22 protein-coding genes are annotated in these 24307 nt (G+C 30.6%); 6 read left to right on the top strand and 16 right to left on the bottom strand.

Going from position 1 to position 24307, the window contains the following annotated elements; genetic code table 11:
- A partial coding sequence (locus L1S46_RS19560) for an IS3 family transposase (RefSeq protein ID WP_238860101.1) occupies positions 1 to 309 on the top strand: 309 nt, incomplete at its 5' end.
- Positions 310 to 399: 90 nt separating this feature from the next.
- Here the strand turns inward: L1S46_RS19560 and L1S46_RS19555 are convergent.
- From L1S46_RS19555 to L1S46_RS19490, 14 genes are all read right to left on the bottom strand, one after another.
- Positions 400 to 1278: an aldose 1-epimerase family protein gene (locus L1S46_RS19555; protein WP_238860100.1), complete on the bottom strand. Its 879-nt coding sequence runs from the start codon at positions 1276 to 1278 to the stop codon at positions 400 to 402.
- Positions 1279 to 1492: 214 nt separating this feature from the next.
- Positions 1493 to 2419: a 1-phosphofructokinase family hexose kinase gene (locus tag L1S46_RS19550; RefSeq protein ID WP_238860098.1), complete on the bottom strand. Its 927-nt coding sequence runs from the start codon at positions 2417 to 2419 to the stop codon at positions 1493 to 1495.
- 51 nt (positions 2420 to 2470) lie between these two features.
- Positions 2471 to 3325: a tagatose bisphosphate family class II aldolase gene (locus L1S46_RS19545; protein ID WP_026885631.1), complete on the bottom strand. Its 855-nt coding sequence runs from the start codon at positions 3323 to 3325 to the stop codon at positions 2471 to 2473.
- Positions 3326 to 3620: 295 nt separating this feature from the next.
- Positions 3621 to 5315, bottom strand: a complete 1695-nt coding sequence (locus L1S46_RS19540) for a methyl-accepting chemotaxis protein (protein ID WP_077831099.1) — start codon at positions 5313 to 5315, stop codon at positions 3621 to 3623.
- A gap of 323 nt (positions 5316 to 5638) precedes the next feature.
- Positions 5639 to 6637: an ABC transporter substrate-binding protein gene (locus L1S46_RS19535; protein ID WP_077831100.1), complete on the bottom strand. Its 999-nt coding sequence runs from the start codon at positions 6635 to 6637 to the stop codon at positions 5639 to 5641.
- A gap of 187 nt (positions 6638 to 6824) precedes the next feature.
- Positions 6825 to 7805: an ABC transporter permease gene (locus tag L1S46_RS19530; protein WP_017210282.1), complete on the bottom strand. Its 981-nt coding sequence runs from the start codon at positions 7803 to 7805 to the stop codon at positions 6825 to 6827.
- 18 nt (positions 7806 to 7823) lie between these two features.
- Positions 7824 to 9320 (bottom strand): sugar ABC transporter ATP-binding protein, encoded by a 1497-nt coding sequence (locus L1S46_RS19525; protein WP_077831101.1) that lies wholly within the window; start codon positions 9318 to 9320, stop codon positions 7824 to 7826.
- A 144-nt stretch (positions 9321 to 9464) separates the two neighbouring features.
- Positions 9465 to 10406 (bottom strand): 2-keto-3-deoxygluconate permease, encoded by a 942-nt coding sequence (locus tag L1S46_RS19520; protein ID WP_238860096.1) that lies wholly within the window; start codon positions 10404 to 10406, stop codon positions 9465 to 9467.
- Between the two features lie 159 nt (positions 10407 to 10565).
- The gene (locus tag L1S46_RS19515; RefSeq protein ID WP_238860094.1) at positions 10566 to 11576 is read right to left on the bottom strand and encodes an aldo/keto reductase; all 1011 of its coding nucleotides are present in this window, start codon (positions 11574 to 11576) and stop codon (positions 10566 to 10568) included.
- 126 nt (positions 11577 to 11702) lie between these two features.
- Positions 11703 to 12734 (bottom strand): galactitol-1-phosphate 5-dehydrogenase, encoded by a 1032-nt coding sequence (locus L1S46_RS19510; RefSeq protein ID WP_077843140.1) that lies wholly within the window; start codon positions 12732 to 12734, stop codon positions 11703 to 11705.
- A gap of 2 nt (positions 12735 to 12736) precedes the next feature.
- A complete protein-coding gene (locus tag L1S46_RS19505) occupies positions 12737 to 14251 on the bottom strand; it encodes an FGGY-family carbohydrate kinase (protein WP_238860092.1) in 1515 nt (504 codons plus the stop codon).
- Positions 14252 to 14294: 43 nt separating this feature from the next.
- On the bottom strand, positions 14295 to 14726 hold the full coding sequence (fucU, locus tag L1S46_RS19500; protein ID WP_017210276.1) for an L-fucose mutarotase: 432 nt from the start codon (positions 14724 to 14726) through the stop codon (positions 14295 to 14297).
- 99 nt (positions 14727 to 14825) lie between these two features.
- Positions 14826 to 15839, bottom strand: a complete 1014-nt coding sequence (locus L1S46_RS19495; RefSeq protein WP_238900784.1) for a LacI family DNA-binding transcriptional regulator — start codon at positions 15837 to 15839, stop codon at positions 14826 to 14828.
- Between the two features lie 363 nt (positions 15840 to 16202).
- A complete protein-coding gene (locus L1S46_RS19490) occupies positions 16203 to 18668 on the bottom strand; it encodes a GxGYxYP domain-containing protein (protein ID WP_238900783.1) in 2466 nt (821 codons plus the stop codon).
- A 524-nt stretch (positions 18669 to 19192) separates the two neighbouring features.
- Here L1S46_RS19490 and L1S46_RS19485 point away from each other — a divergent pair.
- Positions 19193 to 20185 (top strand): choloylglycine hydrolase family protein, encoded by a 993-nt coding sequence (locus tag L1S46_RS19485; RefSeq protein ID WP_238860085.1) that lies wholly within the window; start codon positions 19193 to 19195, stop codon positions 20183 to 20185.
- A gap of 218 nt (positions 20186 to 20403) precedes the next feature.
- Here L1S46_RS19485 and L1S46_RS19480 read toward each other — a convergent pair whose 3' ends face one another.
- Both L1S46_RS19480 and L1S46_RS19475 read right to left on the bottom strand, forming a co-directional pair.
- Positions 20404 to 21522, bottom strand: a complete 1119-nt coding sequence (locus L1S46_RS19480) for a DUF4179 domain-containing protein (RefSeq protein ID WP_238860083.1) — start codon at positions 21520 to 21522, stop codon at positions 20404 to 20406.
- Between the two features lies 1 nt (position 21523).
- On the bottom strand, positions 21524 to 22069 hold the full coding sequence (locus L1S46_RS19475; RefSeq protein ID WP_238860081.1) for a sigma-70 family RNA polymerase sigma factor: 546 nt from the start codon (positions 22067 to 22069) through the stop codon (positions 21524 to 21526).
- Positions 22070 to 22563: 494 nt separating this feature from the next.
- Here L1S46_RS19475 and L1S46_RS19470 point away from each other — a divergent pair, with 494 nt between their 5' ends.
- The 4 genes from L1S46_RS19470 (at position 22564) to L1S46_RS19455 (ending at position 24154) form a co-directional block, all read left to right on the top strand.
- A complete protein-coding gene (locus tag L1S46_RS19470; RefSeq protein WP_238860079.1) occupies positions 22564 to 22788 on the top strand; it encodes a DUF1659 domain-containing protein in 225 nt (74 codons plus the stop codon).
- A 109-nt stretch (positions 22789 to 22897) separates the two neighbouring features.
- A complete protein-coding gene (locus L1S46_RS19465; protein ID WP_238860078.1) occupies positions 22898 to 23116 on the top strand; it encodes a DUF2922 domain-containing protein in 219 nt (72 codons plus the stop codon).
- 348 nt (positions 23117 to 23464) lie between these two features.
- The gene (locus L1S46_RS19460; protein ID WP_023974570.1) at positions 23465 to 23779 is read left to right on the top strand and encodes a hypothetical protein; all 315 of its coding nucleotides are present in this window, start codon (positions 23465 to 23467) and stop codon (positions 23777 to 23779) included.
- Positions 23780 to 23836: 57 nt separating this feature from the next.
- Positions 23837 to 24154, top strand: coding sequence for a hypothetical protein (locus L1S46_RS19455; protein WP_238860075.1), 318 nt, complete (start codon positions 23837 to 23839; stop codon positions 24152 to 24154).
- Positions 24155 to 24307 lie beyond the last annotated feature (153 nt).

Here is a 24307-nt window from a genome sequence, read left to right as displayed (position 1 = left end):
AGTAAACTTGTGTTTCATTCGGATCAAGGTTGGCAATATAAAATGAAACTCTATCAAACAATGTTAAAAAAGAGAGGAATAGTTCAAAGTATGTCTCGTAAAGGAAAATGTTATGATAACTCTGTGATGGAAAATTTCTTTGGATTGTTAAAGTCGGAGTTATTCTATTTTCAACAGTTTGACTCTTTAGAACACTTTAAGGCAGAACTTGAAGAATATATTGGTTACTATAATAATAGAAGAATTAAGAACAAACTAAAAGGACTGAGTCCTGTTCAATACAGAATTCAATCCTTCATGATAGCTTAGTTAAATTTGTCTAACTTTTTGGGGTCAGATCATTTTATCGATGTTTATTGCCTTAAATATTATCTCTATAGGAATTGACTTAAATTTATGCTATTCCTCAATAGATATCTTATAACTACACTCAAATACCTTATCAGTTGATAGGGATATCGTACCCTCTTTATCACTAAATTCACCTGCAAAATCTTCATAATCAGCATGCCCAAACCATGGTTCTATACATAGAAATGGTGCACCAGTTTCAGGTGCCCAAATACCTAAGTCTGGAAATCCTTTAAATTCTATACTTAAAGACTTATCATGATTTTTTGATTTCAATGATATCTTATCAGATTTTAGATCATCAAATACTAATACTCCATCTTTAAAGAGTTCTCTAGAAAGTGGTAATGTATGAGTATCTCTAAGACATTCTGTCCTTTTACGAGAAAGATATGTATCCTTAGTTATCTCAATAATAGAACTTGTCTCTTTTTTATTGAATTGTAGATAACACTCCTCTAATTCTTCACCTTTCTCTATAGGACACATAAATGCTGGATGAGCGCCAATTGAGAATACTATATCCCTATCATCTAAATTTATTACTTTATATGTGACTATAATAGAATTTTCTTCTAATGTATATGTTACAAATAAAGAAAACCTATAAGGATATATCTTTAATGTGTCCTCTGAGTAATTTAATCCAAAAGTTAGTGAATTATTACTTTCTATTAATAAGGTAAATTCAGATATTCTAGCAAGTCCATGTGCGGGCATTTCATATTGAATTCCATCAACTTTAAATTTAGAATCCACCACCTTTCCAACTATAGGAAACAAATGTGGTGCGTGATATTTCCAATACTTCGCATCTCCGTTCCAAAGATATTCTGTACCTTCTTTTTGTCCTGTTATCGAATGTAACTCTGCACCATGGGTACTTGCTGTGATTTTTATTTTTGAATTTTCTATCGAGTAAATCATATAAATCATCCTTTCATAGATATTAAATTTATGATATATATATGTTGCAATTCACAATTACAGCTAAAATTCTTACAATATTTTTAGAATTATGATGAAGAATTATTTTTGCAATATATATATTTAATAAAAATTATGAGAGTTAGGTTCTTAAGTCTCCCTAACTCTCACATATATATATTAACTTAAGGGGGATATCATACGTAGGACTTATCTAAATTTCTTCAACTGTTACCTTATTAAAAAGTTCGTTTACTATAGATTCACTTACAAATCCTGTTTCTTTTTCCATAGCATTTGCTGTTCCGCAAGCTGAAGCAAATTTCAAAGTATCTTTGATATCATATTTTCTTTGCAGTGCTACTGCTATTCCTGCAACATAAGAGTCGCCTGAACCTACAGGGTTTACAGTCTCAATCTTTGGCACATTTACTTTATAATACTTTCCTTCAAATCCAGCTATTGAACCGTCTTTTCCTAAAGATATAGCTACAAGTGATATTCCTTTAGATTGGAATTCCTTTATTTCTCTTATAGCATCTTCTACAGACCTAATGCTTCTTCCTGTTAGTGCTTCTATTTCATCCTTATTAGGTTTAATAAAGTATGGTTTGCCTTCAATACCTTCTCTTAAAAGCTCACCACTTGTATCTAATAAAAATTTCTTGCCTTGAGAATTGGCCATCTCCACTAATTTCCTATAGAAAATCTTAGGCACATTTTTAGGAACACTTCCAGAGGCTACAACAACACTAGCTTTCTCAATCAAGTCTATATATTTATCTAAGAAATTTTGTTGTTCAATTTCACTTACTTCTGGTCCTGGTTCGAGTATTTCTGTCTGAACATTATCATCAGTAATAAATGCTAAACAAGATCTCGTTTCTCCACTTATTTTTACAAAATCTTGTTTTATTCCATATTTCTTAAGACTTTCTTCTATAAATTCACCAGATTTACCTCCAAGTAAACCTGTTGCTATACAATCTTCTTTTAAGATAGTTGCTACATTAGCTACATGTAAGCCCTTTCCTCCTGGTGTATTTTCTACATACCTTGCCCTCATTACTTGTCCTTTTTTTATATCATCTATTTCATATCTCTTATCTACAGAGGCATTAAGGTTTATAACTAATATCATCTTTTTTCTCCTCCATCTTGTATTAATTTTCTATTTCTTATAAAACAGAAATTAATATCTATTTGCGCTACCACAAACTTCAATCTTATGCTTCACTATCTTTTTCATAGCTTCTTTGCCTGGAGTCATATATTTTCTTGGATCACTTTCCTCTGGGTGTACCTCAAAAAACTCTTTCACAGCACTTGAAAATGGAATCTTTAAGTCTGTAGCAACATTTACTTTGCATATTCCAAGTGAAATAGCTTTTTTAACAAGCTCGTCCGGTACATCAGATGCTCCATGAAGTACTAGTGGAACACTTACTTTATTTCTGATTTCCTTTAACCTTTCAAAATCAAGTTTTGCTTCTCCTTTGTATAATCCATGTGCTGTTCCTATTGCAACAGCCAAAGAATCTACTCCAGTTCTCTCTACAAACTTCGCTGCATCATCAGGATTTGTATACATAGTATCTTTCTCATCTACGACTAAATCATCTTCTCTTCCGCCTAATTTTCCTAGTTCAGCTTCAACAGTTGTATCAAATTTATGAGCATAGTCTACTACCTCTTTTACAATAGCAATATTTTCTTCAAATTCATGTTTTGAAGCATCAATCATACATGATCTAAAGCCAATATCTATGTCTTTTTTAATTTCATTGACATCTTCAAAATGGTCTAAATGAATAGCTATTGGAATGTCATATTTCCCTGCTGCAACTTCTGCCATAGCTTTTATATAATCTGGCCCTGCATAATCTGTAATTGTTGAAGGTGTTCCAGCTATAATTACAGGAGATCTCATTTCGTGTGCTGTTTCTACTACAACTTGTAGTGTCTCTAAATTATGAATATTAAAAGCAGGTACTGCATACCCATCCTTTTGTGCTTTTTTTAACATTTCTCTAGTTGATAATATCATTTTTACTCCTCCTCTTAATTTGAATATGTACAATTTTTTATATTAATATTTCTAATTTACATTTAAGAATTACATAATGAGCTTTAAGTTTCTAAGCGTTTTTTCTTATTACACTTCTTCAAAGCGAAACGTTTAGCTTTAATGGTAAATTATATGTTTTTTTCATTATATATCAAAAACTTACTGCCTTCAAGTCTAATTTAATATCTTTCATAAATATTGAAAATGTATTTTTTATGTATAAATTCATCTTTCTTGCAATAAAATTATGATTATTAAAAACATCTTTCTATTTCTAATTCTTTAAACTAAATCTATCCAATTGCTCTTTTAATAGTTGTGATTGAGATGCTAACTCTTGGATTTCTGCTGCAACTTTTTGAGATGTATTTGAATTCATCTGAACTACAGTAGATATTCTGTCTAACCCACTAGTAATCTCACTTATTTCTAAGGTTTGATTCTCAGAAGATATTGAAATTTCTTTAACTAAATTGGTTGTTTGTTCAATATTGGTGACTATATTTTGTAATGATTCAACGGTTTCTTGCGCTAAACTAGTTTCTTCATCTACCGCCTTTATGGATTTTCCAATTATTTGAGTTGTATTTTTAACTGCTTCTGAAGATTTTTCTGCTAATATCTTAACTTCATTTGCAACAACCGCAAAACCTTTACCTGCTTCACCTGCTCTTGCGGCTTCTATCGCGGCATTTAATGCAAGAAGATTTGTTTGTTTTGAAATATCCTCAATAGTATTTATTATATTAGCTATTTCTCTAGATGATTTATTCACTTCTTCCATTGACCTCATTAGTGTATTCATTCTCTTACTACCTTCAGCCACTATCTCTTTAGTCGTACTAGAAAAATTATTTGCTTGCTCTGCATTTTGTTCATTTTTTCTTGCTTTATCTAATATTTCATTAAAGCTAAAAGCTAATTTTTCTATAACATTGGCTTGTTCTATAGACCCTTCTGAAAGAGTTTGAGTCGTTAATGCAATGCTCATAGAAGTACTTGCAACCAAATTGACAGCAGTATTGATATTGTTAAAAATATCATTTAACTTATAAATAATTTTTTCTAATGAATCTCTCATTGGTATAAAATCACCCTTATATTCCATTTCAATATCAATATCTAATTTTCCATCTGATATATTTTCTAAGATCGAAGATAAATCTATTATATATGATTTTAGTGTTTTCACAGTTTCATTTAAGTTTTTAACCATAATTCCAAGTTCATCTTCTGACACAAAAGTATCATCATCTTTGAGATTTCCTTGAGATATATCCGCGGATATCTTCATAACATGATATATACCTTTAATTATAATTTCTTGCATTATTTTAGCTACTAAAATTGCTGTTCCAAGTATGAATATTATCATTAATATATCTATTATGAAAACCACATTTTTATATTGGTTCGTTTGACTAACAAATTCGCTTGCTGTTTCCTCTGAAATCTTTGAAATATTAGTTAAGCAATCTAAAGCACCATCAATATTTTGTTTGTATGTACCTTTCATCATGCTTATTGCCTGATTATTGTTTTTTTCTAGAAGAGCTTCACTTATCTTATCCCTATATGCTTGTGAGGCACTCATATATACTTCAAATGAATCGATTAACTTCTTTTGCTCAGAAAACAAATTTCTGAGACTCTCTACTTTTTCTTCAATTTTTTCAGCTTCATCATTCGCATTTGCCACATTATCTTTTATCTTTTGCGGATCTGTTTCTAACATAGCCTCATACATATTTTTATCCATTATCATAAAGTCATTTCTCATATCCCATATCATGTTAGTAACATTATATGGTCCATTATATAAAGTGTTAGTTTTATTTGCTACACTTCTTAAACTTATCAATGTTGTGATGACGCAAAGAATTGTTAGTGCAATAATCAATGAGAATCCTATCCCTATTTTTCTTTTAATAGGGTAATTCTCTAATTTTGCTTTAAATATCTTATACATTTGAATCAACGCTCCTCACAATCTGTTAAAATTGTTATCGGTAATAACATTATAATTTATCTGTGATTTCCTAAAAAACAGTTTTAATGCAAGGTTATTCTTATAAATTTAAATTTCATATTTGATTTAGATGCGAATAGTAAATTTATAGTCTGTGAGCACTTGAAGTTTGATAAAACTTTGCGTTTATATCTTTATTATCATGAGTTACTCACAGACTATTTTAAATATCTTTTTTGTATTTCACTAAACTAGATTTCAAAATATTTTTCTTAATTTCGCTACAATGACCTTTAAAATATATTTTATTTATCGATTCAATACTACTTTAATGGATATAAAACTTTTTGTGATTCATCATCATTAAAGTTTTCTGGTGTTACAATAACACAACCTGTATCAACATTTTTTTCAATTTTTTCTCCATTTAAGCTTTTCATAATATTTTCTACTGCATCATATCCCATTGTATATGGTTTTTGAACAGCTGTAGCTTTTATAGTCTTATCTTGTAGTAAAGGAATAACATCATCTGATGAATCAAATCCAACTACAATAGCTTTTGAATTTGTTTCTTTAACTCCTCTTGCAACACCAACTAGTGATTGTTCATTAGCTCCATATATTGCTGTTATATCTGGATGTGCTGTTATTATATCTTGAGTAAGTGTCAATGCTTTAGCCTTATCACTATCGCAATATACTGTTTGAACAATTTCCATACCTGAGAATTCGCCAATAGCTTTTTTAAATCCTTTTTCTCTTGCTATTGCTGATCCGGCTCCTGGACTAAAACTTACTATTGCAACTTTTCCTTTTCCTCCAGTTAATTCTCCAAGTTTTTTACCAACTTGATAAGAAGCTTGTTCGTTATCTGTTGTTGCATATGATAAATAATCTTTAACATCACAAGCTGAATCTATTAAAGCTAATGGAATTTTAGCATCTATTAATTTTTGTGCTGCTGGCGCTACTGCCTTTGAATCTGAAGCTGCCAATACAACACCATCTGGTTTTTGGCTTACTGCATTTTCAACGAGAGTAACTTGTCCATTAATATCAGATTCTCCACCTGGTGCTCCCACAAAATCTATGCTAGCTCCATATTTTTTAGCTGCCTCTTCTGCTCCTTTTTTAACCGTTTGCCAATATGGTGATTCTACAGTCTTAACTACTACTGTTATTTTCTTATTTCCCCCATTACTACTACCACCATTACTTGCTTGATTTGATGATGTACCTCTTCCGCACCCCATTACAGCAACACTTGAAACCATTGCTAATGCAAGAATTAAAGCTAATTTTTTAGTTCTTAATTTCATAATAATTCTCCCTTCATCCTTCTTGATTTGTTCAATTATTTAAAATATAGTGTTTAGTATTTTTATATTTATAAAATTTTATTTATCTTGATATAATAATGCTTTAGTAAATACTTATTCATATCATTTTTTGTTTCATTATTGCATCAGTTATATAATAAAATTTTAATAATATCGTTTACTTCTCTTACATTATTTTAGCTGTTTTCTTTCTTCTATAAGTATCTAATGCAACTGCAAATATAATTACAAGACCGATTGCTACTTGTTGCCAGAATGCACTAACACTTAATAGATTTAGGCCATTTCTTAAAACTCCTATTACAAAAGCTCCAATTATTGTTTCTCTTATTTTACCTACACCACCTAAAGGACTACATCCACCAACTATTGCTGCTGATATTCCATCCATTTCATAGCTAAGTCCAGCAGTAGCTTGAGCTGATACTAATCTAGATGCTAATATTATTCCTGCTGCAGCTGCTAATAGCCCTGAAATCATATAAACGCCAATTTTAGTTCTATCAACATTAATTCCTGAAAGTTGTGCTGCATCTTCATTACTTCCTAAACAATATACATATCTTCCAAAAGTAGTTTTTCTTAAAATAAATCCGAATATAAATGCAAGAGCAAACATAATAAGTACTGCTACTGGTATTCCTAGCACTTTACCTCCACCAATTACATAAAAGCTTTCTGGTAATCCTGATACAGGTAGCGCACCTGTGATAATATATGCTGCACCTCTTGCAATACTCATCATTCCTAGGGTTGCTATAAATGGTGCAATTTCAAGCTTTGTTATTGCTAATCCTGTCAATAAACCACATAGAGTTCCTACAGCAAGACCTGCTAGTATAGAAATCGGTACTGGAACTCCATAAACCATAAGTTTACCTGAAACAACACCTGAAACCGCCAACACTGATCCAACAGACAAATCTATTCCCGAAGTTATAATCGCATATGTTTCTGCTATTGCTAAAACACCTATTACCGATGTCTGCAATGCTATTGTAAGTAAATTATTAACAGTTAAAAAATTTTCACTTAATATTGTGAATACTATTCCCATTAATAAGAGTCCGATAAGAATCCCTGAATTTTTTATTAAATATTTTAAATCTACAGTTTTTTCTTTTGAATTTACAACTACTTTTTCCATCTCCATACCTCCAAAACTTTAACTTATTGCATAAGAAAGTATATTTTCTTCTGAATAATCTTTTTTCTCTAACTCTCCTGCAACACTTCCTTCTCTGAAAATAATAACTCTATCGCTAACCCCAATAATTTCTGGTAGTTCTGATGATATCATTATTACACCTATTCCGCCTTCTACAAGCCTTTGCATCAATTCATATACTTCGTATTTTGCACCGACATCTATTCCTCTAGTTGGCTCATCAAATATTAATATTTTAGGGTTTCTACTTAGCCATTTTCCTATTATTATTTTTTGTTGATTACCACCACTTAAATTTTTAGCTAATTGATTCATACTTGGTGTTTTTATTCTAAGACCTTTTATATAAGATTCAGCATTTTCTCTAGCTTTTTTATCATTTACAACTTTAAATTTACTGATTTTCTCTAGATTAGATAAATTGATATTATATTCTACCGATTGACCTAAAGCTAGTCCATCTTTTTTTCTATCTTCTGTTAGGTATGCTATTCCTTGACTCATAGCATCATGTGTTGATCTTACCTTTATATCTTTTCCTTCTATTTTAAATTCTACAACCTCAGCTTTATCCGCTCCAAATAAAATTCTGGCTAACTCTGTTCTTCCAGATCCCATTAAGCCATAGAAACCTAAAATTTCATTTTTGTATAAGTTTACATTTTCTATATCAAGCTTCTTTCCTTGTTTAACTTTTTTAATTTCTAAGATAACTTCTTTTTTATCAGATGCCTCATATTTTGCTGTGGGAAATTTGTTGCTCATATCCCGTCCAACCATTGATGCTATCATGTCTTTCATCGTTATGTCTTTGTAAGCACATGTCTTTATAAAATTTCCATCTCTCAATATTGTTACCGTATCACATATTCTTTCTAGTTCCTCTAATCTATGTGATATATATATAATTCCTACACCTTTTTCTTTAAGTTCTTCTATTACTCTAAATAAGTTTTCTGTCTCGCTTTCTGTTAAGGCAGCTGTTGGCTCATCCATGACTAAAATCTTACAATTTACTAGTAGCGATTTTGCTATTTCCACCATTTGTTGCTCAGCCACACTTAAATTTGAAACCTTTTCATCAGGGTTGATTTTAAGGTTTAAACTATCTAGCAATTCTATAGCTCTTTCTTTTTGACTTTTATCATCAATTATAAATTTCAAGCTTTTGTTCATTTTTTCACGTTTAATAAATAAATTTTCCGCGACAGTTAAATCCTTAAATAGATTAAATTCTTGGTACACTATACTTACACCCAGTTTTAAGGATATATCAGGATTTAGTTCTTGTATTTCCTGGCCTTCTATAAATACCTTTCCAGCATCTTTTTGATGAACCCCTGCTAATATTTTCATTAATGTTGACTTTCCTGCTCCATTTTCTCCAACTAAAGCATTAAGTTCTCCTTTTTTTAATAACAAATTAACTCCTGATAAAGCTTTAACTCCTGGAAATGATTTTTCTATATTTTCCATTCTTAATAATTCATCCATTTTATACTTCACCACTTCCTATTATTTTTTCTCGCTAAACGTTTAGCTTTTTTTATTCAATTAACATCTAACCGTTATTTTATATAATGATATCACATTATGGTATCATTTACAATATGTAATTACATAATATTATAGAAATTTTCACCTCCAGTTTTTATTTACATACATTGTAAATAGCGGAGTTAATATTATAGTAATTATTACTGCAGCAGCGATTTGAGTAGTTGCAGATTCAACATAAATCTGAAATCTATTATCTAGTAACGCTAATGCCGAAGGCGTTGCTATAGCATTACCTGCAACACTAGATAGCGCAGCCCCTGCATATCCTGGTCTTTTATTTATAACCTTATCAATCACCACCAAAGGTATTCCTGTTCCTATAAGAACAATTAGTCCAAGTAAAACTCCACCTAGTCCAGCTTTTACAACGTTTTGTAAGTTTATAGAAGCGCCTATACAAAAGCCCATTAAAGGAATTATCATAGTTATTCCTGGTTTAAAAAACGCCCCTGTCTCTTCATCTATATTTCCAATTAACATTCCAACTAAAAATGGTCCCATTACACTAATAAAACTAATTATCGATATATTAGCCTTGCCACCTATCCCTAAAATTATAAGGGTAAAAAAAGCTCCTGTATTAAAATTTAGTATATTCTGAGCGGCTAAATCTTTTTCATCACCATACTCACTTACTAGAGTTAAATACAAATTATTATTGCTATTAGTAGCAGCTCCAACAATTGCAATTGTAGATATGCCTAGAATACCATCAAATCCGAAATATGCATTTAATGTAATTCCAATAATGGCTCCAGATAAAACTTTTGCAGCCAGCAATACAGCTCCTCTTTTAAAGCACTCTTTAATATCTCTAATTTTAAAATTTGTTCCTAAGCAAAATAAACATATTCCTATTATCGTAGCAGATCCTTGCGCTGAAAATAAAGCGGTTGTAAACGATCCTATTTTCATTACATCCGGTATAAAAGTGTTTATTACAGCAGCTAATATTAATGGAACCATCATTAATCCACCAGGCACTCTTTTTATAGTTTTTAAAATTTGCAAAATGTTCACCTCTGTTTGCTATATACTTTTTTCAATTATGTTTTGCTGGTCATTTTAGTTTCACTTTATATAATTTGCATAGATCTAGTGAAATTTTTATAGCATATACTCATGGGTAAATTTCTATCAGCTTAAAAACATAAGTGCCTGATATATCATTATAAATTCTTAAAGAGTTGTTATTGTCCCATCAAGATCCCATAGGTCTTCCCAACTTTTAGCACCTTCCCATAAGAATACTTGTCCTTTAATTAGACGACAATTCTTATCTGCCTCTTCAAGCTCTTTCATTTCTTCATCAGTTAAAGGATCTTCAATTGCACTTAAAAGATTGCTATAGTATTCATTTTCGTGAATTGAGAATGGAATTGGTGTATGTCCATGTTGAACTCCCCATTTAACACAAATTACTGCTGGGTGAACATTGTGCGCTTTTGCGATTTTAACTACTGTAGGTTCTTCAATATCTGCAATATCACTATCAGTTTTATCTCTATCTGGACGAGTTGGTGATCCAATTGGGCAGAATCCAATTACTTCTATACCATTATCTTTACAGAATTTATATAATTCTGGTTGTTGGAAACATGGGTGCAATTCCATTTCATTAACAGCTGGCTTAATCTTAGCATCTCTTAATATTAATTTTAATTTAGGAATTGTTACACTAGATGTTCCTATATGTTTTACTAGTCCCATTTCAACTAATTGTTCCATTTGTCTCCATGTCTTCATGAAATCTTCATGTATATATGGTTTTGCATTTGGATCACGAGAATCTACTGATACTCCTTTAGCATGGAAGTTAGGGAATGGCCAATGTACAAAATAACAATCTAAGTAATCTAATTGAAGATCTTTTAATGTTTTCTTGCAAGATTCTATAACATTATCATGTTGATCATTCCAAACTTTTGATGTTATAAATAATTCTTCTCTTTTGATTCCACTTGCTAATATTTCCTTATAAACTTCACCAATTAAATCTTCATTTCCATAAACACTAGCTCCATCAAAAAGCCTAAATCCTAATTTAGCTGCTCCTTTTACTGCATTTGCAATATCTTCAGCTGAAAAACGATCTGAACCGAATGTTCCCATTCCTATTCCAGGCATTTTAGCCCCTGTATATAATGTTCTTTGTGGCACTTTATTTGGGTCTATAGGTGTAAAATTCATATTTATCTCTCCTCTTTAATTTATTTCTTATAGTTTATTTTTTATAAATTCTTCTAATATGATTTATCTTAAAATAGCTATTAATCAGCTATTGATTAAGCTTGTCTATTCTTATATAATTAACTTTTAAATCTCAAACAATACTTTTGTGGCGCAAGCTTCTCTGTCTCTCATTATTTCAAATGGTGCTAACCCATCTTCTAATTTATATACATTTGTAATCATTGATTTTAAATCTATTTTCTTTTCTTTAATATATTCAACTGCTGTAGTCCATTCATATCCTGGATAAGGTGCACTATAAGACATCCATGAACCTGTTATATTTAATTCTCCTCTTAATATCTTTTCAAAAGTCTCTGGTTTAAGAGTTAAATCTCTAGTTGCAGTTCCTATATATACAACTGAACCACATTTTTTTACTATCTCTAAACATTGGGCTTGAGCTATAGGTGATCCTGAATTTTCAACTACTACTTCTGGCTTACCATGTTCAGTTAAATACTCATTTAAATCCACCTTCATTGAATTTATTACATCATCCGCACCTAATTTTTTTGCCAATTCTAATTTTTTGTCAACAACATCTACCATATAAACTTTGCCTGCACCTACTGCCTTCAAACACTGAAGTGCTAAAAGACCTATAGTTCCTGCACCGAAGACTAAAGCTGTTGCTCCTGCTTTAATATTAATTCTTTGAATACCATGTAGTGCTACTGTTAATGGCTCAATCATAGCTCCTTCTTTATAATCAACTTCATCTGGTAATTTAACTACATTTTGAGATTTAACTGCTACATACTCTGCCATAGCTCCATTTTGCCTAGAGCCTATAAATCCATAATTACTGCACATTGCAGGCCTGCCTTGCTGACAAGCTTCACATTTTCCACATGGTAGTAATGCTCCTGCTGTAACCCTATCGCCAACCTTAACGTTCTTTACTTTCTCTCCTACTTCAACTATCTGTCCAGAGAATTCGTGCCCTACCACTATAGGAAATGAATGTACGCCTCCATCTAAAGCTCTTGGAAGATCAGATCCGCAAATTCCACAGTACTTAACTTTTATCAATACTTCGTCATCCTTATATTTAGGTATTTCTAAATCTTGCAATTCTACCTTTGAAATGCCAGTTATAACTAATGCTTTCATTTCTACACCTCGCCTTTTTTGAATGTGTCTTTCAAATTTTCATATATTTCTAAATATATAGGATAATATCTCTTATATATTTCATGAGCCTCCATATTAGGTTCATGCACTCTAGTAATTTTTATAGTTCTTTGAACTGCTTCCCTATAATCCTTATAAAGACCAGTACCAACTCCAGCTAATATTGCTGCTCCTAAGGTAGTCGCTGTATCTGAAGTTGGAACTTTAATTCGTTTTCCTGTTACATCACTTTTTATTTGAGTCCAAGTTAAACTATTAGCAGCTCCACCGATAGCAATCAGTTCCTCAACATCAACATTTACCTCTTTTGCAGTTTGTAAATTATGCTCTAATGAATAAGCTGTTCCTTCTAATATAGATCGTACTATGTGTCCCTTTGTCTTATCATATCCTAGACCATAGAACACTCCTTTAGCATGTTTATCCCATATAGGTGATCTCTCACCTGCCATATATGGTAAATATATCACTCCATCTGCTCCAATATTGACACCCTTTGCTTTATTTACTAGTGCATCAAATGAATTTTCTCCAGTTTGTTCTTCCATATGCTTTTCGTATTCTCCAAATTCATTTCTAAACCACTTAAGACTTCCCCCACCAACTGTTCCTCCTTGGAGTAGCCATGCATTCGGAATTACATGAAATCCTAATATCAATTTTTTATGGCCAATTGGCTTATCTAAACAAATACTCATGCCACCAGCTTGTCCACCTTGCTCCTGCGTTTGTCCAAACTCAATAACTCCAGCTCCTAATGTTCCGCAAGCTGCATCTAATCCACCAGCTACTACCGGTGTTCCAATTGCTAACCCAGTTTGCTTTGCTGCAATATCGTTTACAGTTCCAACAACTTGATCACAAGGAACTATGTCTGGTAACTTTTCCATAGGTATTCCTAATTCTTCGCATAGTTTAGCATCATATTTTCCCGTTTTCATATCAAAGCAATGAAGTCCATATCCTTGGGATAAATCTTGTGTCATAGCACCTGTTAATTTGAATGCTATGTAACTATTGCTTTGAAGGAATTTATAAGTTTTAATGAACACATCAGGTTTGTTTTCTTTAAGCCATAAAATCTTAGGAGTTGTGTATGTGGCATCAAATGAATTACCACTCACTTCGAATATTTTGTCTTCTCCTATTTTTTTTATAACTTCCTCACATTGTTTTGTAGATCTTCTATCCATCCAGATCATTGCATTATGAAGAGGTTTACCTTCAACATCCACAGGGAGTGCAGCCCAACCTTGTCCATCTATTCCAATACCTTTTATTTGTTCTGGATTAATATGACTCTGTTCAATGCATTCCTTTGTTGCATCACACACAGCATTCCACCATTCTTCAGCATCTTGTTCTACAAAATCCTTTTCTGGATAATACACTGAGTATGCCTTATTAGATTGTGATACTACATGTCCATCTAAATCAAATATTGCAACTTTACAAGCTGATGTTCCAATATCTATTCCTAATAACAACTTTTCCATCGTTTCACCTCTTTATAGATTAATATTTCTAATTCTATTAACTTTACTCAGTTACAACGCCTTTTTTAATTAAAATATTTGCATATAATGCTGATTCGCCGGTAACTACAACCGCATATGCTTTTTTAGATCTTTCATAAAAATCCCATTTATCCATATATTCAAAATCTGTAAAATCATCATGACCATTCTTAACTATTTTTCTATATTCCTCCCAAATTGTAGGAACTATAGGATCACCTTTTACAACTTCCATCAATGCCACTGGTTTTTCAACATAAGTATCAAGAGGGAATAATTTTAATATAGCCTCCAGAACTTCTGGAACATTGTGTCCATCTAATCTAACTAACCTTTGAGAATATGTTCCAGCCGGAAAATTTCCGTCAGAAATCACAATTTCATCTGTATGACCCATTTCCATTAAAATTTTCAAAAGCTCTGGTGATAATATTTTCGAAATTCCTTTTAACATATTAGCTCCTCCTAATTGTTTCGCCTATTAACTTTCAACTATAGCGAAACGTTTTGTTTTTTATTTAAAAATCATGTGTAATTTCTTACACACGTATTTTCACTTAGCTTTTCCAATAGATTTAGTAACAATTAAATCTGATTTCAATCTATTTATTGATGGGAAATTGCTATTATCCCCACTCATTCTTTTAAGCAATAATTTTGCTGTCGTTTCACCTATCTTTTCCATAGGTTGAACTACTACTGACAATGGCGGATTCAATACCCTTATTAATTCCATATTATCGAAACCTATTATCGATAAATCATCCGGTATATTAATCCCCATCTCATTTATTGCCATTACTGCACCTAATGTCATTTCATAATTAGTTACATAAACGGCAGTTGGCGGATCATCCATGCTCAACAATTCCTTGAAAAGAGCATATCCACTATCCATCCTGTAATCTCCATATTTTATTAAATTCGAATCGATTTTAAATGAATAATCTTCATGTACTCTATAATAACCTTTTAATCTTTGCTCAGCGGTATACATTTCTTGAGGGCCTACAATTACACCTACTCTTTTATGTCCCTTGGTAAATAAAGTTTCTACTGCATTATATGATGAATTTAAATTATCCCCAAGTACCACATCACATTCTATATCTTTTAAAAGTCTATCAATAAGTATTACAGGTATTCCACTTTCTAATATATCACGTAACTCGTTTACTTCTTTCCCTGATGGTACTAAAACTATTGCATCTACTGACTTATTAACTAAGAATTCTAATTTCTTCTTTTCTAAGTCATAATCTTGCTTATAGTCACATATTATAGTTCCGTAACCGTCTTTCAAAAGAACATCTTCTATTTTTGAAACAATTGATGTAAAAAACAGATTATTTAAATCTGGTAGAGCGATCCCTACTGTTCTAGTTTTATTAGTCTTTAATCCTCTTGCCATTTCATTAACCGTAAAATTTAATTCTTCAATGGCAGCTTGAATTATTTCTCTATTTTTATCTAAAACATTTCCACCATTTATGTATTTAGATATAGTTGCTATTGATAAGCCTGTTTTTCGAGCTACATCTTTAATTGTCGCACTTATTATAACCACCTCCCTAAGTGAAACGTTTAGCTTAATTTAATATTATATCTTTCTATTTTATTTGTCAATAGATAATGTCTAATTTTACTAAACAAATTAGTAATAATTTGTTTTCTTATATTATTAATTAATTGAAAATATCTAAGCCAGTGCTCAAATTGAGGAATGCACTTAAAACCTATATCACTTTAGAGTTTTGATATTTCATTTTATTATCACTAAGATTACTGCCTAGTCTTGCCCTTTTTAGCATTCCTCTTTTTGGTTTATCCTATCTTTTTATTATTTATTTCTATTTTCTTAACTCCTCACTAAATAATTAAAATATTAATTACCAAAGTTGGATAATACGTTTAGCTTTGTACACTAACACTAATGTTTAATGTTCTTACTTATAATCTCCATAAAAGTTTCTGGAGGTACTACTCTTACGCTTTTGTTTTCTTTTAGCATGTTTGTAACTTTCTCTACATTACTTGTCTCTTTTGTCCATACATGAACATAAACAAATGTGTATGCTTCTGGATTATGGACATTTGTTTGTCCTAAACTAACTCTATCATTTATCTTTTTTACTAACTCTTCTTCGTCTTCAAGTGAATTCCAAAGTAGATCTCTGCAAGACACTAATGGTTTATTATTAGACCATAAAATTTCTCCTTTATAATTATCGTGTCTATGATAATCAAGATAAAATAAACCTTTGATATTTGATTTTTTAGTAAACTCATTCCATAGCTCAACATCATGAAAGGCGGAATCATCTATTATTGATACGTAATTTTCATTTACTCTTTTCATATAACTATTTAATGAGTCAACATATGAACTTAATTTATTACGTGGGAATTTGCTTGGATATATGTATCCATTTCCTGATGGAGCCACGATAAAATTATTCCTTGTATTTTCATTGCTTACGCTTTTATAATATAAATCAAACACAGTAGGACTTAAATAATATAACGCTGGAGTCATAGACCAACCTAAAGAAAGTTTGTCTCTATTTTCATAACCAAACCACTTAGGCGAACCATAATTAGTTCCAAGATTCCACTGCTGATTATCTCCATCTGACATTATAAAAGTAACATAGTGAACATTTTCTTCTTTAGGAACTTTTAATGAAGAGTTTTTATTAATATGAGGTTCTTTGAAAGCACTTAATGTAGTTAAATTATAGGACCAATCTGCTGCAACCATGCTTACACCATGTTTTGAAGCTGTACTTACATTAATAAACTCATCTGGCCCCCAGCCTAAACAGGTAGCGTTATTATCCACAGAAGAAAATATTTTATCTCTAAGAGATGTTTTATCTACACTTCCTTCGTAAAATATTAAAGATTTAGTCATTATAGCATAGTCCCTTAATGCATCAATTCTATCAGGAGAAAGCTCCATTACCATGGAATGATTTAGTCCTTTATTCCACAAATTATCATAGGCCCAATTTTCATCTGTATTTCTGCAATCTCCTTTACTTTCTATACCAAGTTCCTTTATTTTAGGTTCCAGCTTTTCATCAATAACTATAGCGTTTTTAAGGCCTGCTAAGGAACAAGCATTATTTATTGAAGGATCTTTAGTTTCACCATTATAAAGCACGTACCCTTTTATATAGTCTTTATATATTTTTATTAGCTCCCAAGGATCTGATATCATTTCATAAGGTACATTATGATTACTTTTTAAATCTTCCAACCATATTTTATAATCAGGCTGAGAAGAATTAAGTGTATATATTTGAAAAGAACAATGATTATTAACTAGCCCCTGAAGGCTAGTTATCATTGTTCTTTCACCAGGTGTCATCGAATCTAAAGAAATCGCATATAAAGATTTAGGAATTATATTATTTTTCATATAAACAGAATTTACATTTGATACCTGAATAGCATTAGATTTATCTGTTTCATCTATACTCGAAGCTTTACTATTCCACTCACTCCATTTAGTATCAAATGAGTCTCCGTTAGCTTTGCAATAATCATAAAATTTATTTAAGAATCCCATTCTTTCATTATTATAAAAAGACTTCAATGTAGTATCCTCAAAATTTGCTAATGCCAATTGTCTTTTAATTATGCCATCAGCATTGACATCTTTATAATTATTAATCATGTCGTACATTATCATGAAAGTAGATGTTCTTCCTATACCCTCTTTGCAATGAAAGTGAAGCCAAGAATCTTTTGGTTTATTTTTTATAAATTCCATAAAATAATCAACCATATCATCATTAGGTATTCCACCATCTCTAACTGTTACTCTTTCATATCCTAAATTTTTTGATTTAGTAAGTTCTTCTTCGCTTTGAACTGTTTTAACATCCATAGTTTGTTTAGAGTTGTTATAAAAAGTTATAGGTTCATTTAATTTGATACTTTTTAAATCCTCTTTTTCTTTAGCTATAACTTGATCTCTTGTAAGTCCCACATTAGCATTATTCTTTGCATCTGCCCAGCTAACTGAGAACCCATTTATGAATCCATGACATTCCTGTCTTAAATCTATTACTGTCATAGGCAGAGAAGTATCAATTGCCTTTGTTAAAAGATCTATATTATTCCCTGAAAATTGTTGACTGCCAGAAATATTCAGCTTATCTAACCCTTTAAGATCTAAATCTTTATTGTCCTTTACAACTGCTAAATCAGTAGTTTTTCGGAAGTGCTTTGGTAAAACACTATTATAATTAACTGAGTCTAAAATTAGATGTACTCCATTATCCTTATCCGACGGTACCTGAGCTATTGCATTGTTGTTCACTGCAAATGAGAAAATGCTGACTATCAGCAGCGTTAAAATTGTAATCCTTTTAAAATTTTTCTTCATATTGTTCCTCCTATTTTTAGATAATCATTAGTTATAATGATAGTATCCGATAGGAACATAATTTTTATTCAAAATAGTAATTTAAAATTATATAAATTCAAAATATCATATATTTCTTCTTGCACCTTAATCTATATATTAATATTGTATTTACTTTATTTGTATTTATCTAGAATCAATGCATTACAAAGTTTATTGTAATTTTATATACTTTTTATCCTTCCTCAAAATATAAGATATTAAATCTAAACCATTCATAGTTTAACATTAATAAGTGGAACTTTATGCCATGTGTAAGTATATCTATAAATTATAGACCTTTTATATAGATATCAAACTTTAAGACTAGATTTATGTGGTAACTTACCAAAACCATAAATATTTTGATTCCAAAAACTATGAAAATATCGTTGAAGGTTCTAAGCATCATGTAGCTTATGGTTTAGATTGATTAAATATAAGTTAACATTAGTGATAAATTTCAAGTGCTAAGTTAATAAAGTATAAGGAGGATGAGGACTAACATGTGCACAGCAATAACACTACAATCTAAAAAGATGGAAAATTTTTTTGGAAGAACTATGGATTTTTCTTATGATATTGAGCCAGAACTTTATGTCGTACCCAAACATTATCTCTGGAATAATGCTCTTAGCATGAATAAAATTTGCGATCACTATAGCTTTATAGGAATTGGACAAGAAGCAGGTGGAATGCTTGGTTTTTTTGATGGAGTAAATGAAAAAGGATTTGCAGCTGCAGCATTATATTTTGCAGGTTATGCTAAATACAAAAATCATAATGATTCCATTACCAGGGAAGCTGTTTCTTCCTTAGATTTTCTTCATTATATTTTAGGAAGATGTGAATCAGTAAAAGATCTTAAAGAAATATTAATGGAGATAGATATTGTAGGTCTTGAAGATCCTGTAACGCAAACAGTCGCGCCTTTACATTGGATTGCTACAGATAAATGCGGAGAATGTGTCGTCATTGAACAAACAGAAAAAGGTCTAACTTTATACAAAAATTCAATTGGAGTTATGGCAAATAGTCCTGATCTTCAGTGGCACATGACTAATTTACGAAATTACATGAATGTATCTCCAACTCAGACTAGTGATACATGCTGGGGAAACATTCATTTAAGGCCATTTGGTCAGGCAGGAGGAACTATGCAATTACCTGGAGGCTACACATCTCCAGAACGATTTGTAAGAACAGCATATCAAAAAACACATATTAAAGCGCCTAGTGACAGTTTAGAAGCAATAAATACATGCTTTCATATTATGGAAAGTGTTTCTATTCCAAAAGGGATAGTAATAACAAATAGAGATACTTATGATTATACAAAATACACTGCCTTTGTTAATACAAATACTTGTGAATACTTCTTTAAAACTTACGATAATCCTAATATTACAAGAGCAAGCCTTTGGGATAACTATAAAAAGAATACTGAGCTAATCTCTCTAGGAAAGTTAAGGCGTCCAATTAAATTTGAGAAAATATAGCATTGATTCTACCATTTAAAATATATAATCTACACTTACGAAGGATACAATATCCATGGATTTGACCGTGCTATAATTTTATGAAGGATAAAAAAGTTCACCATACAGCAATGATGAACTTTTTTTGAGTACATATTGTACTCTACTATTAATTTATTTTTACCACCTTTAAATCCACTTATATCTCAGTTAAACTATTTCTGATAAGAAAAAGTGTATTATTTTTTTAGTTCAATTACTATATCATCTAATGCAAATTCATTATTCTTAGGATGATTCTCATCTATAGTAGGACTTGTATCAACTGCTTTTCCCTCTTCATTACCTGATTCTTGATGTACATTATTTGATAAATGTACTTTTGGAGTTATTATTAATTTAGTTGCATTTGGATTTAACTCCCCAAAACTTGACATGGATTTTCCAGCATATCTTCCTTCACTACCTTCATTTGTTGAAACACTCGTTGCTTTATAAACATTTCCTAAATCATCTTTTAGTTCTTCTATTGGAATATCTACAATAAAGTATTTCTCCTGTAAATCCTTTGAAATTTCTTGAGAATAATTTAACGTAAATGTTGCTGACGTTTTAGAAATACTTTCTATATTTAATTGAACTCCATTTTTTTCAGTTGTCTTATTTACCATTTGTTTAACATTATCTAATGCTTTTAAATTAATTTTAAACTTCCAATTTCCACTTATTTCTTTAGAATTTTCAGAGCTCATATCGCCTATATCTGTAAAATTTAATTCAAAGTTTATGTCCTTTCTTTCTTCATTAATAGTAATAGTTTCTTGACCTACATAAGTATTCTTAGAGACTTTTTTTACTTCAGAATTACCCGTTGATCCACCACTATAATATTTTATAGCAATCCTTGGTCCATTCATATTGAAAAACGGATTATCGCCTAAATCTTTATCACTTATTATTTCATAGGTATAAGTCAAATTTTTCCCATCAAATATTGCTTCTTTTATTGTGACTTTAATACCATTACTTTCTTGCGTAACTCCCACCACATCTGCATATTCCTTATATTTATCATATGCACCTGTTCTACCATTATCTATAAACCTAAATATATCTCCAACTATGGGAATTACTGCTGCATAAGATGGATAAGCCACTCCTAAAGTTCCTGCACCTCCAATTAACAAACAACATAAAACTGCTGCAGCTATTCCCTTATTTCTATATGACTTATTTTTATTTATAGACTTCTTTAAATACTTTTTTACCTTTGCTTTTTCAATATCAGTCGCTTCTATCATTTCCATTTCATCTTCATCTATTTCTATATCATTTAGAATTTCATAAATATCTTTCATATTACACTACCTCCAAATTTAGCCTAAGTTTTTTCTTACCCCTATAAATTCTATTGTCTAATGCAGCTCTGGTAAGTCCAAATTTTCTAGCAATATCCTCAGACTTTTCCCCTAGAAAGAACTTCATAATAAATATGTCCCTATCCATAGGCTCAAGAGTGTTAATTAAATTTATCAATTCATTTCTTTCTTCTAGCTTAATAATTTCTTCTTCCACTAATTCATTTGTGCTTATTTCCTTATCCTCTATGCTTACATTCAGATTCTTAACTTCTTTCCTGTAATAATCAATAGCCTTAAATCTTGCTATCTTAAATATCCATTTCTTGAAATCAACTTCTTCACCTGTAAATTTATGTGAATTATTCCATACTGAAAGAAACACATCATTTATGCACTCCTCAATAATTCCATCCTTATTAAGTGGTGAAAGTACTTTATATACTGTGGATTTAACTAATGCCAGATATTTATCCACTATAAATTCTAGTGCATCTTCTTTCCTCTTTTTCAGCCTACTGATATAATTTTTTTCGGTACACCTCATTGAAATTTCTCCAATCCATTATTTTCATAAAAGCTCTTACACTTTATATAACGTAAATAAAAATTTTTTCTCTCATTTCATTTTTATTTGTTCTACATATTTCTATTTTATTACTATATAAAGATTTTCATATTCATTAAATTTATTAAACCTCTTCGTGTTAAATCAAAGTAAGACTCATAGTAAAACGATGATGCCTTCTCTGAATCTAAGAAATACTTTTTTACCTAATTGACTTTCCTTTAATATATAAATTTTAAATAATACAATTAATTTTTTATAAAATCATTTAGTTTATAGTTCTTGCTTATCCCCTAAGACCTAATGGATTAAACCTTTTAGAATTCATATAGATGAACCATAAAATTTTCTTTGTGTCTTTACTTCAACTGTTTTGATTATTTGCTGCTTAAAAAAATTTTAGAATACTTATGTAATCTATGGAATTAATGCGTATATCATATACGAAAACAAAATGAAGGAGGTAAAAATATATGGCTGTAACTAAAACTATTGACTCTGTTTCTCTTAGTATTGAGGTTCAAAAAGGATTAGATAAAACTGGCGATCCAATTTATACTAAGAAAACTTTCTCAGGCATCAAAACAGATGCAGCACCAGAAAATATCTATGCTGTTGCTGATGCAATTAAAGCTGTTATGGAAGCCAATACTAAAGACTACTTTATAAATGAATCTTCTAGTTTAGCAAATGCTTAAGCAGATAAGTGAGAGTCCAAATCTATGATTTGGTTTCTCGAACTTAGTTAAATCATGTATATGATTTAACTTCCTTGACTCTACTCTAAACAGAAAGGTGGTGAATTAAATGGAATATTCTTTATCTATGACTTTTTTAACTGCGGCTGGTGAAAAAAGTACTTTAAGTGTTTCTGGTGCTAAATCAAGTCTTACAAAAGACGAGATTAATGCACTTATGGATACTGTAATCGCTAAAAATGTTTTCAAAACTAATTCTGGTGATTTAGTTAAGAAATCTGGTGCTCAAGTTACTCAAAGACAAGTTACTAAATTTGATGTAGCTTAAGTCTTAAGTAATCTAAAAAAGGAAGCTTATCTCATAGTGGATAAGCTTCCTTTTTTATTATCTTCATTGTCTAATGATTCAATCATTCAAGTTAATACCTCATGAAAAACCATGCTTAAGATTTCTACGTCCCTCATGATTCAAATTTTGCCAAGATTCTATAAATGCCTCTTTCTCCGTTAACACTCATTTTTTACATTCTAAATAGTAAACTGCTAATCTTGTCCTGTCCCCTCTTCAGGTTTAATTTTTATTTTTAATATTTCAGAATATATTCTCATCACTTTCACATAATAAAATTAAGTTTATAATTCCATAATATTTTAATTTAGAAAGGTGAGTGATCTAATGAAAAAGTACCCACTGGCATTTTTATTTTTTTTAATATTAATCTTTCATATTTTTACAATCCCTGTTGGCGCTGAACCAAAAACCTTACATGAAGGATTTTATAAAGCTACAGATTTAAATTTATCCCACGGCATTCATACTGTACAAAATACTTCAACCAGTGATTATGCCTTTATTGCCATTTTCGATTCAAATCAAGTAACTAGGCAATATATGCGATTAGATCCTCAGTCAGACAAGTATATTTTAATACCTTTAGAATCTGAATTTGAAATAATTGTATCTAGTAAAGGTAGCATTATTATAAACTAGATAAAATGCTCAATTCATTTTCTTGTTATCTATAAAAATTTAGAGGTGATTATGTTTATGAAAAAATTTATTTATGCATTACTATTCTTCTTCTTTATTTCTTCTAATATTATGATTTCACCTTGTATGGCTGAAAGTAAAATTCTTAAGCGTGGTTTCTACAAAGTTGAAGATTTAAATTTATCTCTAGATGCTACACATACAGTTCAAAATAATTCTTTTAATGAGCGGATTTACATATTTATTTTAGATTCTACTGAAACTCCTGTTCAAGCTATTCGCATATGGCCCCAATCGCAAAAATTTAATTTATTTCCTCTCAAAGCTGGATATAAAATTATAATAACTGGCGATGGTGAATTAGTTATTTCATAAGAGATGCTTTTATAGTGTCTCTTATGATACGGTTCGCTTAAATTATTCTTCACTTCATTCCCTCCAATAAGACTTTAGAACTTCCCACAAATAAGTATATCTCTCCCCCAAAAATTTCTTCATAACTTATATAGAATTTGAATTTTTTAATAC

This window comes from Clostridium sp. YIM B02500 (assembly GCF_022324665.1).
Taxonomy (GTDB): domain Bacteria; phylum Bacillota; class Clostridia; order Clostridiales; family Clostridiaceae; genus Clostridium; species Clostridium beijerinckii.
Note: the sequence above shows the minus strand (reverse complement) of the source record. Positions and strands in the feature narration are given on the sequence as shown.

Bases quoted from the DNA above. Each gene is read 5' to 3' on its own strand.
- L1S46_RS19555 (WP_238860100.1), bottom strand. From the start codon at position 1,278: ATGATTTACTCGATAGAAAATTCAAAAATAAAAATCACAGCAAGTACC.
- L1S46_RS19550 (WP_238860098.1), bottom strand. From the start codon at position 2,419: ATGATATTAGTTATAAACCTTAATGCCTCTGTAGATAAGAGATATGAA.
- L1S46_RS19545 (WP_026885631.1), bottom strand. From the start codon at position 3,325: ATGATATTATCAACTAGAGAAATGTTAAAAAAAGCACAAAAGGATGGG.
- L1S46_RS19540 (WP_077831099.1), bottom strand. From the start codon at position 5,315: ATGTATAAGATATTTAAAGCAAAATTAGAGAATTACCCTATTAAAAGA.
- L1S46_RS19535 (WP_077831100.1), bottom strand. From the start codon at position 6,637: ATGAAATTAAGAACTAAAAAATTAGCTTTAATTCTTGCATTAGCAATG.
- L1S46_RS19530 (WP_017210282.1), bottom strand. From the start codon at position 7,805: ATGGAAAAAGTAGTTGTAAATTCAAAAGAAAAAACTGTAGATTTAAAA.
- L1S46_RS19525 (WP_077831101.1), bottom strand. From the start codon at position 9,320: ATGGATGAATTATTAAGAATGGAAAATATAGAAAAATCATTTCCAGGA.
- L1S46_RS19515 (WP_238860094.1), bottom strand. From the start codon at position 11,576: ATGAATTTTACACCTATAGACCCAAATAAAGTGCCACAAAGAACATTA.
- L1S46_RS19510 (WP_077843140.1), bottom strand. From the start codon at position 12,734: ATGAAAGCATTAGTTATAACTGGCATTTCAAAGGTAGAATTGCAAGAT.
- L1S46_RS19505 (WP_238860092.1), bottom strand. From the start codon at position 14,251: ATGGAAAAGTTGTTATTAGGAATAGATATTGGAACATCAGCTTGTAAA.
- fucU (WP_017210276.1), bottom strand. From the start codon at position 14,726: ATGTTAAAAGGAATTTCGAAAATATTATCACCAGAGCTTTTGAAAATT.
- L1S46_RS19490 (WP_238900783.1), bottom strand. From the start codon at position 18,668: ATGAAGAAAAATTTTAAAAGGATTACAATTTTAACGCTGCTGATAGTC.
- L1S46_RS19485 (WP_238860085.1), top strand. From the start codon at position 19,193: ATGTGCACAGCAATAACACTACAATCTAAAAAGATGGAAAATTTTTTT.
- L1S46_RS19480 (WP_238860083.1), bottom strand. From the start codon at position 21,522: ATGAAAGATATTTATGAAATTCTAAATGATATAGAAATAGATGAAGAT.
- L1S46_RS19475 (WP_238860081.1), bottom strand. From the start codon at position 22,069: ATGAGGTGTACCGAAAAAAATTATATCAGTAGGCTGAAAAAGAGGAAA.
- L1S46_RS19470 (WP_238860079.1), top strand. From the start codon at position 22,564: ATGGCTGTAACTAAAACTATTGACTCTGTTTCTCTTAGTATTGAGGTT.
- L1S46_RS19465 (WP_238860078.1), top strand. From the start codon at position 22,898: ATGGAATATTCTTTATCTATGACTTTTTTAACTGCGGCTGGTGAAAAA.
- L1S46_RS19460 (WP_023974570.1), top strand. From the start codon at position 23,465: ATGAAAAAGTACCCACTGGCATTTTTATTTTTTTTAATATTAATCTTT.
- L1S46_RS19455 (WP_238860075.1), top strand. From the start codon at position 23,837: ATGAAAAAATTTATTTATGCATTACTATTCTTCTTCTTTATTTCTTCT.